Annotated in this window: 8 protein-coding genes, 16 tRNA genes and 3 rRNA genes; all 27 read right to left on the minus strand. The window is 42.9% G+C overall.

Annotated elements, in window-relative coordinates:
- Positions 1-35 precede the first annotated feature (35 nt).
- The gene (dnaG, locus tag I6G50_RS06785; protein ID WP_197908333.1) at positions 36-1,919 is read right to left on the minus strand and encodes a DNA primase; all 1,884 of its coding nucleotides are present in this window, start codon (positions 1,917-1,919) and stop codon (positions 36-38) included.
- A gap of 74 nt (positions 1,920-1,993) precedes the next feature.
- Positions 1,994-2,081, minus strand: a tRNA-Ser gene (locus tag I6G50_RS06790).
- A gap of 38 nt (positions 2,082-2,119) precedes the next feature.
- A tRNA-Ile gene (locus I6G50_RS06795) sits at positions 2,120-2,193 on the minus strand.
- 37 nt (positions 2,194-2,230) lie between these two features.
- A tRNA-Gly gene (locus I6G50_RS06800) sits at positions 2,231-2,301 on the minus strand.
- 3 nt (positions 2,302-2,304) lie between these two features.
- Positions 2,305-2,377 (minus strand) — tRNA-Phe (locus tag I6G50_RS06805).
- A 7-nt stretch (positions 2,378-2,384) separates the two neighbouring features.
- A tRNA-Ser gene (locus I6G50_RS06810) sits at positions 2,385-2,474 on the minus strand.
- 5 nt (positions 2,475-2,479) lie between these two features.
- Positions 2,480-2,553 (minus strand) — tRNA-Ile (locus I6G50_RS06815).
- Between the two features lie 16 nt (positions 2,554-2,569).
- Positions 2,570-2,643: transfer RNA gene (locus tag I6G50_RS06820), tRNA-Met, on the minus strand.
- A gap of 28 nt (positions 2,644-2,671) precedes the next feature.
- Positions 2,672-2,745 (minus strand) — tRNA-Pro (locus I6G50_RS06825).
- Positions 2,746-2,787: 42 nt separating this feature from the next.
- Positions 2,788-2,861, minus strand: a tRNA-Arg gene (locus tag I6G50_RS06830).
- 16 nt (positions 2,862-2,877) lie between these two features.
- Positions 2,878-2,949: transfer RNA gene (locus tag I6G50_RS06835), tRNA-Gly, on the minus strand.
- Between the two features lie 50 nt (positions 2,950-2,999).
- Positions 3,000-3,072 (minus strand) — tRNA-Thr (locus I6G50_RS06840).
- An 11-nt stretch (positions 3,073-3,083) separates the two neighbouring features.
- Positions 3,084-3,165, minus strand: a tRNA-Leu gene (locus tag I6G50_RS06845).
- Positions 3,166-3,211: 46 nt separating this feature from the next.
- A tRNA-Lys gene (locus I6G50_RS06850) sits at positions 3,212-3,284 on the minus strand.
- A gap of 38 nt (positions 3,285-3,322) precedes the next feature.
- Positions 3,323-3,395, minus strand: a tRNA-Asp gene (locus tag I6G50_RS06855).
- Between the two features lie 2 nt (positions 3,396-3,397).
- A tRNA-Val gene (locus tag I6G50_RS06860) sits at positions 3,398-3,470 on the minus strand.
- A 4-nt stretch (positions 3,471-3,474) separates the two neighbouring features.
- Positions 3,475-3,590: ribosomal RNA gene (gene rrf / locus I6G50_RS06865) — 5S ribosomal RNA — on the minus strand.
- 84 nt (positions 3,591-3,674) lie between these two features.
- Positions 3,675-6,577, minus strand: a 23S ribosomal RNA gene (locus I6G50_RS06870).
- A gap of 167 nt (positions 6,578-6,744) precedes the next feature.
- Positions 6,745-6,817: transfer RNA gene (locus I6G50_RS06875), tRNA-Ala, on the minus strand.
- 110 nt (positions 6,818-6,927) lie between these two features.
- A 16S ribosomal RNA gene (locus tag I6G50_RS06880) occupies positions 6,928-8,476 on the minus strand.
- Together the 16S, 23S and 5S rRNA genes with 16 tRNA genes alongside form the textbook arrangement of a ribosomal RNA operon.
- Positions 8,477-8,781: 305 nt before the next feature.
- Entirely contained in the window at positions 8,782-10,656 is a 1,875-nt protein-coding gene (gene mnmG / locus I6G50_RS06885; protein ID WP_197908334.1) for a tRNA uridine-5-carboxymethylaminomethyl(34) synthesis enzyme MnmG, read from the minus strand.
- A 156-nt stretch (positions 10,657-10,812) separates the two neighbouring features.
- Complete coding sequence (locus I6G50_RS06890; protein ID WP_197908335.1) at positions 10,813-11,349, minus strand: hypothetical protein; 537 nt, start codon at positions 11,347-11,349, stop codon at positions 10,813-10,815.
- A 142-nt stretch (positions 11,350-11,491) separates the two neighbouring features.
- Positions 11,492-11,863 carry a DUF1033 family protein gene (locus I6G50_RS06895; protein WP_042753034.1) on the minus strand — a complete coding sequence of 124 codons (372 nt, stop codon included), beginning with the start codon at positions 11,861-11,863 and terminating at the stop codon, positions 11,492-11,494.
- Positions 11,864-11,947: 84 nt separating this feature from the next.
- The gene (locus I6G50_RS06900) at positions 11,948-12,349 is read right to left on the minus strand and encodes a Mini-ribonuclease 3 (RefSeq protein WP_003134585.1); all 402 of its coding nucleotides are present in this window, start codon (positions 12,347-12,349) and stop codon (positions 11,948-11,950) included.
- Positions 12,342-13,694 carry a cysteine--tRNA ligase gene (gene cysS / locus I6G50_RS06905; RefSeq protein ID WP_197908336.1) on the minus strand — a complete coding sequence of 451 codons (1,353 nt, stop codon included), beginning with the start codon at positions 13,692-13,694 and terminating at the stop codon, positions 12,342-12,344. The genes I6G50_RS06900 and cysS overlap by 8 nt, the downstream gene beginning before the upstream one ends.
- Positions 13,678-14,277: a serine O-acetyltransferase gene (cysE, locus tag I6G50_RS06910; protein ID WP_081168659.1), complete on the minus strand. Its 600-nt coding sequence runs from the start codon at positions 14,275-14,277 to the stop codon at positions 13,678-13,680. Before cysE ends, cysS begins: the two co-directional genes overlap by 17 nt.
- Positions 14,278-14,338: 61 nt before the next feature.
- A complete protein-coding gene (gene pnp / locus I6G50_RS06915) occupies positions 14,339-16,627 on the minus strand; it encodes a polyribonucleotide nucleotidyltransferase (protein ID WP_197908337.1) in 2,289 nt (762 codons plus the stop codon).
- Between the last annotated feature and the right edge of the window lie 265 nt (positions 16,628-16,892).

Genomic DNA, 16,892 nt, shown 5'->3' on the forward strand with positions numbered 1-16,892 from the left:
TTAATCCTCCTCAATGAACAATATAAGTAAATAGCTTATATTTTTTTCTTCTGATTAATTATTTGGATAGTGAGCTCAAGCTCACGCTCCTTGTTTCCCGTTTTTCGGGCATTTTCTAGTTGCTTTTGCAGTTCGCTGAACTTTATTTGTTCCATTTCCTTGGCAAAAACGGCTACCAAATCTTCAAGTTCTTGACTACTAGTCTCGTCTGGTAAATCTAAACTTAAGATTTGATAAAATATATTTTTTTCTTCAGCATCCAAGGATCCGCTTAGATGAGAAGGGTCGATTTCATCAAAGCTCATGGCTTCAAGAATAATTTTATCAAAAAGATTTTGATAGCGCTGATGGACAAAGCGAAACGTCTCATCCTCCGCAAACCGCTGGAGAACATTCTGATGGTAAATCATCCGATTTAAAAGTTGCTCCTCCGCACGTTCACTTCTAGAAAGATGCGAAATTTTTTGTTGTACAGGACTTAATTCCTCCAGCTTCTGAGGAAAACTTTCAAAATAGTTTTGATCCGTAGCTATTAATCCTGGATCAGGATAATAAGAAAACTGCTCTTCATTATAGCTACCGAAATCTTCATCAAAATTACCCGCTTCTGCACTTGATTTAAGGACGTTTTCACGCTTTAAATTGACAGATTGCTCTACTTGATTATACTCGAAATCAGGCAAAATCTCAACTAATTTTCTTATAAATGCATCTTGAGCAGTAATCGAGGAAACCCTTGCAATTACTGGTGCCATTTGCTCAATAAAATCCAGTTGATTCTGTAAATTTGAAAGGTTGTCGGGTTTAAGATAATCAATCAAAAATTCTGTCGGCTGTATCCGGGCATTTTCCATCAAATTAGCTAATGACTCAGCAGAATACTTTTTACTATAGTCATCGGGATCAAGTCCCTCTGGAACACGAACTATCTGCGTTTTATCCTCGCCAATTAGATCAATAGCTTTATAAATCGCATTTTGTCCAGCATTATCACCATCGTAGATGAGAACATAGTTATTTGCTATTTTTCGCAAACGGCTGATATGCTTCTCAGTCAAAGCTGTTCCCATAGTAGCTACGACATTAAATATTCCCGATTTGTAAGCCGCTATTACATCCATAAAGCCTTCCATCAAATAGACTTCACGCGTTTTGGATATTACAGGTTTTGCTCGATCTAAATTATATAACTCATAGGACTTATCGAATATACTTGTAGCACTGGTATTAATATACTTTGCCTTACTTGTATCGTTCTCCTGCCATTTACGTCCCGAAAAACCAACCACATGTCCGTATTCATTCTTCAGAGGAAACATGATTCTATTTTGAAAGGCATCAAATACCTTATTGCTTGAAAAATGAAATAGACCTGAATTCGCTTGAACAGCTTCCTCAAACTTTCCTGAAAGATTTTTGAAGATAAAATCATTTTCATCAGGTGCCAAACCAATATTAAATTGCTTTATTATCTCTGCTGTAATGCCACGTTTTTCTAAATAAAGTCGTGCTTTTTCTCCAATCTCCGTAGAGGTAAGAACGATATTATAAAGTCGTGCAGCTTGATTATTTATCTCATAAAGAAGAGCATTTGGATTATCCTTTTCATCTGAGTCAAAACTCTCAAGATTTAAGGTAATCCCTGCAAAACTCGCCACTTCCTTTACTGCATCGACAAAACCAACTTGCTTGTAGTCTTTTATAAATTCAATCGCATCCCCAGATTTCCCACAACCAAAGCAATGATAAAAACCCTTGCTAGCATTGACATTAAAGCTCGGTGTTTTTTCCCCATGAAATGGGCAAAGTCCCAAGTAGTTTTTCCCTGACTTGGTTAGAGGTACATACTGTGAAATTAAATCTGCAATATTTACCTGACTCTTAATTTCAGTTACTTCTTCATTAGTAAGAAAAGCCATAGTACCTCCTCTCATCGAATAGCACTCTATACAAAGCATAAAAAACGACTATTCAACAATAGTCGTTGTACGGAAGGGGAGTAAGGGATTCGAACCCTCGCGCCGGTTTCCCGACCTAACGATTTAGCAAACCGTCCTCTTCAGCCTCTTGAGTAACTCCCCACCAGTTATTCACAATATATAGATATTATAAACATCTATGGGAACACGAGGATTTGAACCTCGGACCCCTGCGTTATCAACACAGTGCTCTAACCAACTGAGCTATGCTCCCTAAGTTTTAAAATTTTACTAAATTAATAGTCAAATTAAGCGGGTGATGAGAATCGAACTCACAACATCAGCTTGGAAGGCTGAGGTTTTACCACTAAACTACACCCGCAAATGGCGCGAGACGGAATCGAACCGCCGACACATGGAGCTTCAATCCATTGCTCTACCAACTGAGCTACCGAGCCAAAGGAAAGGAGGATGTGGGATTCGAACCCACGCACGGTTTTACCCGCCTGACGGTTTTCAAGACCGTTCCCTTCAGCCGGACTTGGGTAATCCTCCAAAAGTGGATCTTGTTGGATTCGAACCAACGACCGCTCGGTTATGAGCCGAGAGCTCTAACCAACTGAGCTAAAGATCCAGCTGTAAAAATATAATAGCGGCGAAGGGGATCGAACCCCCGACCTCTCGGGTATGAACCGAACGCTCTAGCCAGCTGAGCTACACCGCCAAAAATTTCTGATAGAAATATCTATCAATCGGGAAGACAGGATTCGAACCTGCGACACCTTGGTCCCAAACCAAGTACTCTACCAAGCTGAGCTACTTCCCGAGATAAAGTTTATTATCATCATGATTTCTAATTAGAAATCAATGCACCCGGCAGGATTCGAACCTGCAACCGCCTGATTCGTAGTCAGGTACTCTATCCAGTTGAGCCACGGGTGCATATATTAAATTGTAAAGCGAACGACGAGATTCGAACTCGCGACCCCAACCATGGCAAGGTTGTGTTCTACCCCTGAACTACGTTCGCAACGCTTGAAATCCTTTAGCTGTACCCGAAGGTCCGAACAGTTAAAGTAATGCCGACTACATGATTCGAACACGCGACCCTCTGATTACAAATCAGATGCTCTACCAACTGAGCTAAGTCGGCTATAAAAGAAATGCGGATGAAGGGACTTGAACCCCCACGCCCTAAAGCACTAGAACCTAAATCTAGCGTGTCTGCCAATTTCACCACATCCGCTTGACAAGTTCTTTTACGCTTTATACCTCAACCTAATGTTAAAGTATGACCCGTGCTGGGCTCGAACCAGCGACCCTTTGATTAAAAGTCAAATGCTCTACCAACTGAGCTAACGAGTCTATTTCTTCTATTTCCTTTCAAGTATCTCTACTTGAAACGGTTCCGACGGGAATCGAACCCGCGATCTTCGCCGTGACAGGGCGACGTGATAACCGCTACACTACGGAACCTATGGGAGTTAACGGGATCGAACCGCTGACCCTCTGCTTGTAAGGCAGATGCTCTCCCAGCTGAGCTAAACTCCCAATCACTTGGCATTTACCATATCTCACAGGGGGCAACCCCCAACTACTTCCGGCGTAATAGGACTTAACTTCTGTGTTCGACATGGGAACAGGTGTATCTCCTATGCAATGAATACCAAATCATGGTCTGAATGTATTGAACACTCAAAACTAAATAACAATCTCACAATAAATATGTAAAGCTGAACTCATAAGTTCTATTCTTTGGTAAAGTCCTCGAGCTATTAGTACTGGTCCGCTCCATCCCTCGCAGGACTTCCACTTCCAGCCTATCAACCTGATCATCTCTCAGGGCTCTTAATTCATAAAGAATGGGAAATCTCATCTTGAGGTGGGCTTCGCACTTAGATGCTTTCAGCGCTTATCCCTTCCCTACATAGCTACCCAGCGGTGCTCCTGGCGGAACAACTGGTACACCAGCGGTAAGTCCACCCCGGTCCTCTCGTACTAAGGGCAGATCCTCTCAAATTTCCTACGCCCGCGACGGATAGGGACCGAACTGTCTCACGACGTTCTGAACCCAGCTCGCGTGCCGCTTTAATGGGCGAACAGCCCAACCCTTGGGACCGACTACAGCCCCAGGATGCGACGAGCCGACATCGAGGTGCCAAACCTCCCCGTCGATGTGAACTCTTGGGGGAGATAAGCCTGTTATCCCCAGGGTAGCTTTTATCCGTTGAGCGATGGCCCTTCCATGCGGTACCACCGGATCACTAAGCCCTAGTTTCCTACCTGCTCGAGTTGTAGCTCTCGCAGTCAAGCTCCCTTATACCTTTACACTCTACACATGATTTCCAACCATGTTGAGGGAACCTTTGGGCGCCTCCGTTACTCTTTAGGAGGCGACCGCCCCAGTCAAACTGCCCGACAGACACTGTCTCCCACGCCGATTATGCGTGTGGGTTAGAGCAACCATGAAGCAAGGGTAGTATCCCAACAGCGACTCACTTGAAACTAGCGTCCCAAGGTCAAAGTCTCCTACCTATCCTGTACATGCTTCACAGGTACTCAATATCAATCTGCAGTAAAGCTCCATGGGGTCTTTCCGTCCTGTCGCGGGTAACCTGCATCTTCACAGGTACTAAAATTTCACCGAGTCTCTCGTTGAGACAGTATCCAAATCATTACGCCTTTCGTGCGGGTCGGAACTTACCCGACAAGGAATTTCGCTACCTTAGGACCGTTATAGTTACGGCCGCCGTTTACTGGGGCTTCAATTCAGAGCTTCGACCGAAGTCTAACCCCTCCTCTTAACCTTCCAGCACCGGGCAGGCGTCACCCCCTATACATCACCTTGCGGTTTAGCAGAGAGCTGTGTTTTTGATAAACAGTTGCTTGGATCTTTTCACTGCGGCTGTACATAGTACAGCACCCCTTCTCCCGAAGTTACGGGGTCATTTTGCCGAGTTCCTTAACGAGAGTTCTCTCGATCACCTGAGGCTACTCGCCTCGACTACCTGTGTCGGTTTGCGGTACGGGTAGTATTATATTAAACGCTAGAAGATTTTCTTGGCAGTGTGACATCAAGGGCTTCGCAACCGTAGTTGCTTCCCCATCACAGCTCAATGTTAAAGGAAAATGCATTTGACACATTCCACACCTCACTGCTTAGACCAGAATCCATTAACTGGCTCCCTTTAGCCTACTGCGTCCCTCCATCACTTATAATACTAGTACAGGAATATCAACCTGTTGTCCATCGACTACGCCTTTCGGCCTCGCCTTAGGTCCCGACTAACCCAGGGCGGACGAGCCTTCCCCTGGAAACCTTAGTCTTACGGTGGATAAGATTCTCACTTATCTTGCGCTACTCATACCGGCATTCTCACTTGTAATCGCTCCAGCACCCCTCACGGTATACCTTCATCGCTGATTACAACGCTCTCCTACCATTTAATTATTATTAAATCCACAGCTTCGGTAATATGTTTAGCCCCGGTACATTTTCGGCGCAGGGTCACTCGACTAGTGAGCTATTACGCACTCTTTGAATGATAGCTGCTTCTGAGCTAACATCCTAGTTGTCTGTGCAACCCCACATCCTTTTCCACTTAACATATATTTTGGGACCTTAGCTGGTGGTCTGGGCTGTTTCCCTTTCGACTACGGATCTTAGCACTCGCAGTCTGACTGCCGCACATGTGTATTAGCATTCGGAGTTTATCTGAAATTGGTAACCCGAGATGGGCCCCTCATCCAAACAGTGCTCTACCTCCAATACACTTAAATTGCGACGCTAGCCCTAAAGCTATTTCGGAGAGAACCAGCTATCTCCCAGTTCGTTTGGAATTTCTCCGCTATCCACAAGTCATCCAAACACTTTTCAACGTGTCCTGGTTCGGTCCTCCAGTGCGTCTTACCGCACCTTCAACCTGCTCATGGATAGGTCACTAGGTTTCGGGTCTACATCATGATACTAAAGCGCCCTATTCAGACTCGCTTTCGCTACGGCTCCGCCTCTTCAGCTTAACCTCGCATCATAACGTAACTCGCCGGTTCATTCTACAAAAGGCACGCTCTCACCCATTGACGGGCTCGAACTTCTTGTAGGCACACGGTTTCAGGTGCTATTTCACTCCCCTCCCGGGGTTCTTTTCACCTTTCCCTCACGGTACTGGTTCACTATCGGTCATTAAGGAGTATTTAGGCTTGGGAGATGGTCCTCCCGGATTCAAACTGGATTTCGCGTGTCCAGCCCTACTCAGGATACTGCTAGGTATAAAGTCTATTTCAAATACGAGGCTATTACTCTCTTTGGCTTACCTTCCCAGGTAATTCTTCTATAAACTTTAAGTCCACGTTGCAGTCCTACAACCCCAAGAAGCAAGCTTCTTGGTTTGGCCTGTTTCCCGTTCGCTCGCCGCTACTTAGGAAATCGTTTTTACTTTCTCTTCCTGCAGGTACTTAGATGTTTCAGTTCTCTGCGTTACCTTCACGTAAGCTATGTATTCACTTACGGATACTATGCATAACATAGTGGGTTTCCCCATTCGGAGACCTAGGGATCAATGCGTACTTACTGCTCCCCCTAGAATATCGTCGTTAGTCACGTCCTTCTTCGGCTCTTAATGCCAAGGCATCCACCGTGCGCCCTTATTAACTTTGCCATTAAAACAAGTATAAGTTTTTTCGAACTATTTAAAATAATTCGCAGCTTTACAGAAATGTTTAAAACATTTCTCGGTTTATTTATCGTTATAAGATATTGTTATTTAGTTTTCAATGATCAATTCCTATTTTTACGTCTTCGTTGACAAGATACTTCCGTATCTTATGGAGCCTAGCGGGATCGAACCGCTGACCTCCTGCGTGCAAAGCAGGCGCTCTCCCAGCTGAGCTAAGGCCCCTTCTCTCAACGCAATCTTCTCTATCTTGCATCAAAAGACTGCTTGTATGGTCTTTATAGACCCCTCAAAACTGAATAAAGTAGAACAACATCTTTTTTTATATTCCTTAGAAAGGAGGTGATCCAGCCGCACCTTCCGATACGGCTACCTTGTTACGACTTCACCCCAGTCATCGGTCTTACCTTAGGAAGCGCCCTCCTTGCGGTTAGGCAACCTACTTTGGGTACTCCCAACTTCCGTGGTGTGACGGGCGGTGTGTACAAGGCCCGGGAACGTATTCACCGCGGCGTGCTGATCCGCGATTACTAGCGATTCCGACTTCATGCAGGCGAGTTGCAGCCTGCAATCCGAACTGAGAATGGTTTTAAGAGATTAGCGCACCCTCGCGGGTTGGCGACTCGTTGTACCATCCATTGTAGCACGTGTGTAGCCCAGGTCATAAGGGGCATGATGATTTGACGTCATCCCCACCTTCCTCCGGTTTATCACCGGCAGTCTCACTAGAGTGCCCAACTTAATGATGGCAACTAGTAATAAGGGTTGCGCTCGTTGCGGGACTTAACCCAACATCTCACGACACGAGCTGACGACAACCATGCACCACCTGTATCCAGTGTCCCGAAGGAACTCCTTATCTCTAAGGATAGCACTGGTATGTCAAGACCTGGTAAGGTTCTTCGCGTTGCTTCGAATTAAACCACATGCTCCACCGCTTGTGCGGGCCCCCGTCAATTCCTTTGAGTTTCAACCTTGCGGTCGTACTCCCCAGGCGGAGTGCTTAATGCGTTAGCTGCGCTACAGAGAACTTATAGCTCCCTACAGCTAGCACTCATCGTTTACGGCGTGGACTACCAGGGTATCTAATCCTGTTTGCTCCCCACGCTTTCGAGCCTCAGTGTCAGTTACAGGCCAGAGAGCCGCTTTCGCCTCCGGTGTTCCTCCATATATCTACGCATTTCACCGCTACACATGGAATTCCACTCTCCTCTCCTGCACTCAAGTCTCCCAGTTTCCAATGCACACAATGGTTGAGCCACTGCCTTTTACATCAGACTTAAGAAACCACCTGCGCTCGCTTTACGCCCAATAAATCCGGACAACGCTTGGGACCTACGTATTACCGCGGCTGCTGGCACGTAGTTAGCCGTCCCTTTCTGGTTAGATACCGTCACTTAAGTAACTTTCCACTCTACTTAACGTTCTTCTCTAACAACAGAGTTTTACGATCCGAAAACCTTCTTCACTCACGCGGCGTTGCTCGGTCAGGGTTGCCCCCATTGCCGAAGATTCCCTACTGCTGCCTCCCGTAGGAGTCTGGGCCGTGTCTCAGTCCCAGTGTGGCCGATCACCCTCTCAGGTCGGCTATGTATCATCGCCTTGGTAGTCCTTTACACTACCAACTAGCTAATACAACGCGGGATCATCAAGTAGTGAAGCATTTGCTTCTTTTAAATAAGAATCATGCGATCCTCATTGTTATGCGGTATTAGCGTTCGTTTCCAAACGTTGTCCCCCGCTACTCGGCAGATTTCCCACGCGTTACTCACCCGTTCGCCGCTCTTCATAAAGATAGCAAGCTATCTCTAATCATCGCTCGACTTGCATGTATTAGGCACGCCGCCAGCGTTCGTCCTGAGCCAGGATCAAACTCTCATTTAATTTTAGTTCACAAATGAACTGGCTGTGTTTTTGTTTTGTCTTTCATTATTGAATTGACAGTTGGTATACAAGAAGTTCCCTTCTCGCATATAGTCATTCTACTTTATTCAGTTTTCAAAGGTCTATCGCTCTCTCAAGAGATGTGCTCTCTCGCGACAACTATTATATTCTATCAAACTACCTCCCAGCTGTCAAGAATAAACTGTGAATTTTTACCTTTTTTTTCGCCTACGTTCGGAAAACCCCGCCGTTGTCAGCTTCTTTAACGCTAAAAAAAACAATCCTTTTGGATTGTTTGGACTATTTTATCTTTTTCCTTCAAGATAAACCATCAAAATAGAAATATCTGCAGGATTTACACCAGAAATACGACTGGCTTGGCCTAAAGTTTCTGGATTAATCTTCTTGAATTTTTGGCGTGCTTCCGTAGCAATACTGTCAAGAGCGTCCCAGTTCATATTTTTAGGAATCCGTTTCGCTTCTAAACGGTGCATTTTTTCTACTTGCTCTTTCGCTTTTTTGATATAGCCTTCATAAGTAACTTCTGTTTCAATAAGCTCAATTACTGTACGATCTATCTCTACGGGTGCTGCACCAACAAAGTTGATTACGTCCGCATACTTAACTTCTGGGCGTTTTAAAAATTCGACACCGGTCAATGCATCTTTAATTGGACCAAATCCCATCATTCCTAGTTTTTCTTGAGTTTCAGCTAAAGGTTTGAGTTTTTCCTTGTTAAGACGTGTGATTTCTGCTTGATAAGAAGACATTTTTTCTTGATAAGCATTCCAGCGTTCATCATCAACAAGGCCTATTTCACGACCGATATTTGTTAAGCGCGTATCTGCATTGTCATGTCGTAAAATTAGGCGATATTCTGCACGGGAAGTCAACAAACGATAAGGTTCAAGTGTTCCTTTTGTTACAAGGTCGTCAATCATTACCCCAATATAGGCATCACTGCGCTTAAGAATAAGTTCTTCTTTGCCTTGAACTTTAAGACTCGCGTTCATCCCCGCAACTAAACCTTGCCCTGCTGCTTCTTCATAACCCGAAGTCCCATTTGTCTGTCCAGCAGTAAACAATCCCGAAATTAGTTTTGTTTCTAATGTTGGACGAAGCTGGTGTGGAAGAACTACATCGTATTCAATCGCATAACCTGTACGCATCATTTTTGCTTCTTCAAGTCCAGGAATAGAACGAACTAAATCAAACTGTACATCTTCTGGCAAGCTCGTTGATAAACCTTGAATATAGACTTCTTCTGTATTACGCCCTTCTGGTTCTAAGAAAAGTTGATGGCGTGGTTTGTCAGCAAATCTTACTACTTTATCTTCTATAGAAGGACAATAACGAGGTCCAACTCCCTTTACAATTCCAGAAAACATTGGCGCTCGATGCAAATTCTCTTGAATAATTTCATGGCTGGTTTTACTTGTATAAGTTAACCAACAAGGGATTTGGTCTTTAAGGTAGTCTTCATCTTTCGATAAGAAGCTAAAGTGATTTGGTTTCTCATCTCCAGGTTGTATCTCGGTTGCATCATAGTTAATGCTTGAAGAGAGCACACGTGGAGGTGTTCCTGTTTTGAAACGACCAATTTCAAATCCTAAGTTACGTAAATTATCAGCTAAACTAACTGAGGCAAGTGAGTTGTTTGGTCCAGAAGAATATTTAAGTTCCCCAATGATAATTTCCCCACGCAAGGCGGTACCAGTTGTCACGATTACTGCTTCTGCGGCATATTTTGCTCCTGTCGTAACCTTTACTCCTGTTACTTTCTCAGCTTCCACCAGAATCTCCTCAACCATCGCTTGGCGCAAAGTAAGGTTTTCTTGGTTTTCTATAGTATGCTTCATTTCTTGAGAATAAAGGGCTTTGTCTGCTTGGGCACGGAGCGCACGAACTGCGGGCCCCTTACCGGTATTTAGCATTTTCATCTGGATGTAAGTTTTATCAATATTACGTCCCATTTCTCCGCCTAAGGCATCTATCTCCCTCACCACGATTCCTTTCGCAGAACCACCAATAGAAGGGTTACAAGGCATAAAAGCAACCATGTCGAGATTTATTGTTAATAAAAGTGTTTTGGTCCCCATGCGAGCTGAAGCTAGAGCTGCTTCTACCCCGGCATGACCTGCACCAATCACTATAACATCATATTTTTCTTGAAATTCCATAATTTCTCCATTTTTTTACAAAACAAAAAGCCAAAGCTAGTGAAAAATACATGCCAAAAAGCACATATCTTCCCGAGCCTTGACCATCGAGTTTTATGATAGACCTATTTTAACTCTTTTCAAAAATTTTTTCAAGAGTATTTTCCTCAATATCAATTAAAGCATTATTTCCGTGTCCCGATACAATACTAAAGAATGAAGTTCTTCTGCTGTACGTACTGAACCTTCAGGGAGAATGCGATCCTTTTCTTTGGAAGTTGGATCATGTGTGCCAGAATAATCAATATCACCATTTTCTAATTTTACTGGAATCACGGAGCCCTTGGGATATATCTCAAATCTTGAACCATTTTCCGGAGCAATTCCTTCGAGATACATCCATAGATAAACCTGACCCGTTTGATCGTTCACTCCGCCATATTGAAGATAGAAGTCCCGCTTTTGCTTGGTCACTGTATTTTCTAAGATACTCGCCTTACGGTTATCAATGTCACTTTTTGAATTCACCCAATCTCCATGAATCGTCTCAAAATTTCCTAATTTAATCTGTTCAATATCGATTGTCTTCGTATGCGTAATAGTTTTCTCAATCGTAGGAGCAGCAGCTGGTCGTGGGGTTTGACGAACTGCAAAAATCAAGAGGACTGCTGTAAGAATAAGAACAATATCAGTTATAAGCAAAAGTTTTTTCACACTGAGCCTCCCTTCCTTCGGATTAGAATTTAATTATAAAATAATTATAACAAAATAAACCCAAAGTCAATAATGTTTTGCTTTAACTTATGTTTAGATAAAAAGACATTTAAAGGATATCCTTTAAATGTCTTTTTTCTGATTACTCTTTATCCCAAAACTTGTTACAGAATTTAGGAGGTAATTCTCCAGATGATTTGCCATAAGCCCAGCGTTTTTTTTCGGCTGGAAGCACATGCCAATCTTCTAAAAGCATCAAGCTTTGATAGCGCTGAAGATATCCTGCACACTCTTCACACCAGATTTCATCTCCGTTTCTCCAGAATGCTGCGAGCATATCATCTTGGCTCTTAAACTCTTTATAGCTTTTGGCCATTTTTAGCCATTCACTCTTATATTTTTTCAAAGCTTGATAGAAGTCTTCGTATTCATCTACTGATTCAATATCTTTTTGCCAATCTTCAAAAAACCACCATGGTTCGTCGTAGCCTGACATTGTAATTACTCTATACATATTTCTTGCCTAGCTTCTTTTTTTAATATACATCTCTTGATATGTATTGTAACTAAAAAAGAGACTTTTGAGAAATATTTTGAACTATTTTGCAGATATGTCCGCATTTTTAAGACAAAATTCCGCAAAACTATTTAAACGCTCTGTCTTTTCAGTCAAGTGTAAAAAGCCCACAACTGCCTCAAAACCTGTCGATATTCGATAAGTTACGACATCTGTATTTTTAGCGGTAGTCTTCGAGTGAGCATTTCGCCCACGCTTAAAATAGTTCATCTCTTCTTCAGTAAGAAAGTTTTCTTCTTCCATCTTACGAATCAAAGCAGCCTGTGCTTTTGCTGATACATACTTGGTGGCCTGACGTTGTAGCTCTCCAGGCTTTGTAAGGCCTTTACTTAGTAAATAATCTCTTACAAAAACCTCGTAAACTGCATCTCCAATATAAGCCAATGCAACACCATTCAGTAATTCTGCATCTTTCTTATTCACGGTGCCACCTCACACCTTGGGTTGTATCTTCTAAAATAATACCTTGACTCTTTAAATCATCACGAATTTTATCAGCCTGTGCAAAATCACGCGCAGCACGAGCTTCTTCTCTCGCTTCAATTAATTTTTCAATATCATCATCAAGTTGCTTCACTTCTGAGTCAAACTGGACGCCTAAAATCAAAAGCACATCGTCAAAGAATGCTTTAACTTCGGGACCGCCATTGCCTTTGTTCACCCAGCTAATGAAATCATAAAAGACCGTCAGACCATTTGCAATATTAAAATCTTCATCCATAGCTGCTTCAAAGTCTGCTTTATATTTACCAAGCACTTCAAGGTCACTGCTATCAGAAACATCAAGATTTCGATAAGCATTCTCAATCTTCTTCACATTATTTTCCGCATCCTGAACCGCTTCATCTGTGAAATTAACTGGACGACGATAATGTGTTGTAGCCAAGAAAAAGCGAAGTACTGTTGGATTCACAACTTCTAGCATTTCATGAACAGTTTTAAAATTTCCTAGTGACTTAGACATTTTTTCACCACTCACGTTAACAAAACCGTTATGCATCCAATAATTGACGAATTTCTTCCCAGTTTTTGCTTCCGATTGAGCTATTTCATTTGTATGATGGGGAAATTCTAAGTCTGCTCCACCAGCATGGATATCCAGAGTATCTCCCAAGAGATCGCTACTCATTACAGAGCATTCAATGTGCCAGCCTGGACGTCCTTCGCCCCATGGGCTCTTCCAAGAAACTTCACCATCTTTTGCTGCTTTCCATAAGGCAAAATCAGCTGAACTTTCTTTACGTGATGTTTCCTCATCTGTGCGACCAGATGCGCCTTCTAGCAACTCTTCTAAATTTTTGTTAGCGAGTTTTGCATATCCTTCTGATTTTGATACACGGAAATAAACATCCCCTTCTGATTCGTATGCAAAGCCTTTTGCTATTAACTCTTGAATAAACTCAATCATTTTGTCAATATACTCTGTAGCACGAGGATTCGCACTGGCTCGCTTCACATTCAGTGCATCAATGTCTTGGTAAAAGGCGGAAATATACTTGTCTGAAAGTTCTTGAGCTGTCATGTGTTCTTGCGCAGCTCCCTTGATAATCTTATCATCAACATCTGTAAAGTTAGAGACATAGTTTACTTCAAAACCACGGTATTCCATGTATCTGCGCACCAGGTCAAAAGCAACAACAGATCGAGCATTTCCTATATGGATATAGTTATACACTGTCGGCCCACACACATACATTTTTATTTTATTTTTCTCGAGGGGATGAAACTCCTCGATTTTTCTGGTCATCGTGTTATAGATGTGAAGCATGATAGCTGGCCTCCCTTTTTTCTTCTATCGTCGAAATTTTATCTGAATCTTTTTGTCCCTTAACCCGTACCACCTTAGCTGGAATTCCAACAACAGTAACATCAGAGGGGACATCGCTTACAACAACTGCCCCCGCACCTACTTTGGCATTTTCACCAATTTCGATCGGACCCAGTAGTTGTGAGTGCGCTGAAATCAAAGCACCTTGACGTACCGTAGGATGCCGTTTTCCTTTATCTTTACCTGTTCCCCCTAAGGTAACTCCATGGTAAAGTTTCACATTGGTTTCCACAATGGCTGTTTCTCCGATGACCAAGCCTGAGCCGTGGTCAATAAAGACACCATGAGCAATTTTTGCTCCCGGATGAATTTCTATCTGAGTCCAAAATCGCCAAAATTGTGAATTCATTCTGGCCCAAAGTTTAAAGTTATGTTTCCAAAGCCAGTGACTGAAACGATGCGCAGCCAGTGCTTTTACTCCTGGATAGGTTAAGAGAACTTCTAGCCCTGTTCGTGCAGCAGGGTCATTTTCCTTTGTGACACGGATGGCTTCCTGCCAAAAGCCTCTCTTTTTATTTTTCATATTTATTTATTATAGCAAAAATCTATAGGAAAAGCGCATTGCACTGCGCCTTACTCTTTTATTATTCAGGTCTTGTCGTTGACAACTCTGGAAATTCTTCATCTACACCGGGAGCTTTACGTTCACGACGTTCAAACGGATGCTCTTTTGTTTTGCCGTCTTTTCCTTTATCGTAAGGACGACGGCCGTTACCCGCATTCCCATTACGACGTTCACGTGGTTTATGCTCTGGTTCGACATAGTCTTTTGGTTTTTCGACCAATGCACGCATAGAAGCGTCGACACGTCCTTTATCATCAATTTTTGTAATTTTGACTTTGACTGTATCTCCAAGTTTCACAACATCTTCAACTCTATTTGTACGCTGCCATGCCATTTCTGAAATATGTACCATCGCATCCGTACGTCCGAAAAGATGTACGAAAGCTCCAAATTTTTCAATGCGAACAACTTTGGCCTCGTAAACATCACCTACCTTAGCTTCACGTACAAGCTCTGCAATAATTTCCTTGGCATGATCAATGGCAGCTTGATCAGATGAAAAGATAGAACAAAGGCCGTCTTCATCAATATCAATTTTCACCCCGGTTTCTTCGATAATCTTATCTATCGTTTCGCCACCTTTACCGATAACAATCTTAATCTTGTCTGTATCAATCTTAATCGTATCAATTTTAGGAGCAGAAGGTGCAAGTGTAGCACGTGGTTCCGCAATTGTCGCTTCAATCACATCTAAAATTTCCAAACGTGCACGTTTAGCTTGAGCGAGCGCCTCTGCCAAAATCTCTGCTGTGATTCCTGAAATTTTAATATCCATTTGTAGGGCTGTAATGCCTTCTCGTGTTCCAGCAACCTTGAAGTCCATATCACCAAAATGGTCTTCAAGTCCTTGAATATCTGTCAAAATAGAATAATTTGCACCATCTGAAATGAGTCCCATCGCGATGCCGGCTACAGGAGCTTTGATAGGTACACCTCCAGCCATTAAGGCTAAAGTACCCGCACAAATTGAAGCTTGTGATGAGGAACCGTTTGATTCCAAAACTTCTGCAACTAAACGAATCGCATAAGGAAATTCCTCCAAAGAGGGCATTACTTGCTCCAAAGCCCGCTCCCCTAAAGCACCATGCCCAATTTCACGACGGCCAGGCGCTCCATAGCGGCCCGTTTCTCCTACTGAATACTGCGGGAAGTTATAATGATGCATGAAGCGTTTTTTATATTCCAAATCTAAACCGTCTATAGTTTGAGCTTCTCTCATCGGAGCCAAAGTCAAAGTTGACAAAGCTTGAGTCTGCCCCCGAGTAAAGAGAGCAGAACCATGGGTAATAGTATTAGGCGTGAAATCAATCTCTGCTGCTAAAGGACGAATCTCATCTACTTTACGACCATCAGGACGGACTTTATCTTCTGTAATCAAGCGACGGACTTCTGTATGTTCCATACCCTCAAGAATTTCGGATACGTCACGCATAATGCGTGAAAATTCTTCATGATCAGCGTACTTCTCTTCATATTCTTCCTTGACGCGATCTTTCACTGCTACTGTTGCAGCTTCACGAGCAAGTTTTTCTTCCACTTGTACAGCTGCTTGCAAGTCTTTATTATAGGCAGCAATGATTTCGGCTTTAAGCTCTTCATCCACTCGAAGAAGCTCCACTTCTACTTTCTCTTTGCCTACTTGCGCTACGATTTCATTTTGGAACGCAATCAACTCTTTGACTGCTGCATGCCCTGCAAGCAGTGCCTCCAGCATGATCGCTTCTGACAATTCTTTGGCACCAGACTCTACCATGTTAATGGCATCAATATTACCTGCTACTGCAAGTTCTAAGTCAGAGGCCTCTGCTTGGGCTACATCTGGATTAATCACGATTTCGCCATCCACATAGCCTACTTCAACACCTGCTATAGGACCATCAAAGGGTATATCAGAAATAGCAAGGGCTAGTGAACTACCAAACATCGCCGCCATACGCCCACTCGCATTTTCATCGTAGGAAAGAACAGTATTAATAACCTGAACATCATTGCGGAATCCTTCGGCAAACATTGGGCGAATAGGGCGGTCAATTAAGCGTGCAGTTAATGTAGCATAAGTCGAGGGGCGTGCTTCACGTTTGTTAAAACCACCCGGGAACTTACCTGCGGCATACATTTTTTCTTCATAGTTGACTTGCAGTGGGAAAAAATCTCCTGCTGCCTTTTTCTTTGACATGGTTGCTGCAGTAAGTACCGTTGTATCACCATAACGAACGACAACAGCTCCATTAGCTTGTTTGGCAACTTGACCTGTTTCAACCACAAGGCTACGTCCTGCAAAATTCATTTTGAAAGTTTTTTTTGTCATTTTCTCTCCCACTTTTTGAGGCTTTTTATGCTTCAACCTTCTATCCAAAAATCAATTTTCTTTTAGCAAGTCAACTCATTTTTGCATAGAACAGCACTGTGCCTATTATACTATATTTTCTAGTATAAAAAAAGCTTGATAAAACCAGTGCCTATGGCTTTTGTAAACTTATCTCTTGCAAAAAGAATGCGCTTGCTTTACTCAAGTTTTAAGCCCGCTCGCAAGAGAGAGGACGGAAGTCTTTAAAATAGTGCTATAATTAAAG

The sequence above is a fragment of the Lactococcus garvieae genome, assembly GCF_016027715.1.
GTDB classification, from domain to species: Bacteria; Bacillota; Bacilli; order Lactobacillales; family Streptococcaceae; genus Lactococcus; species Lactococcus garvieae_A.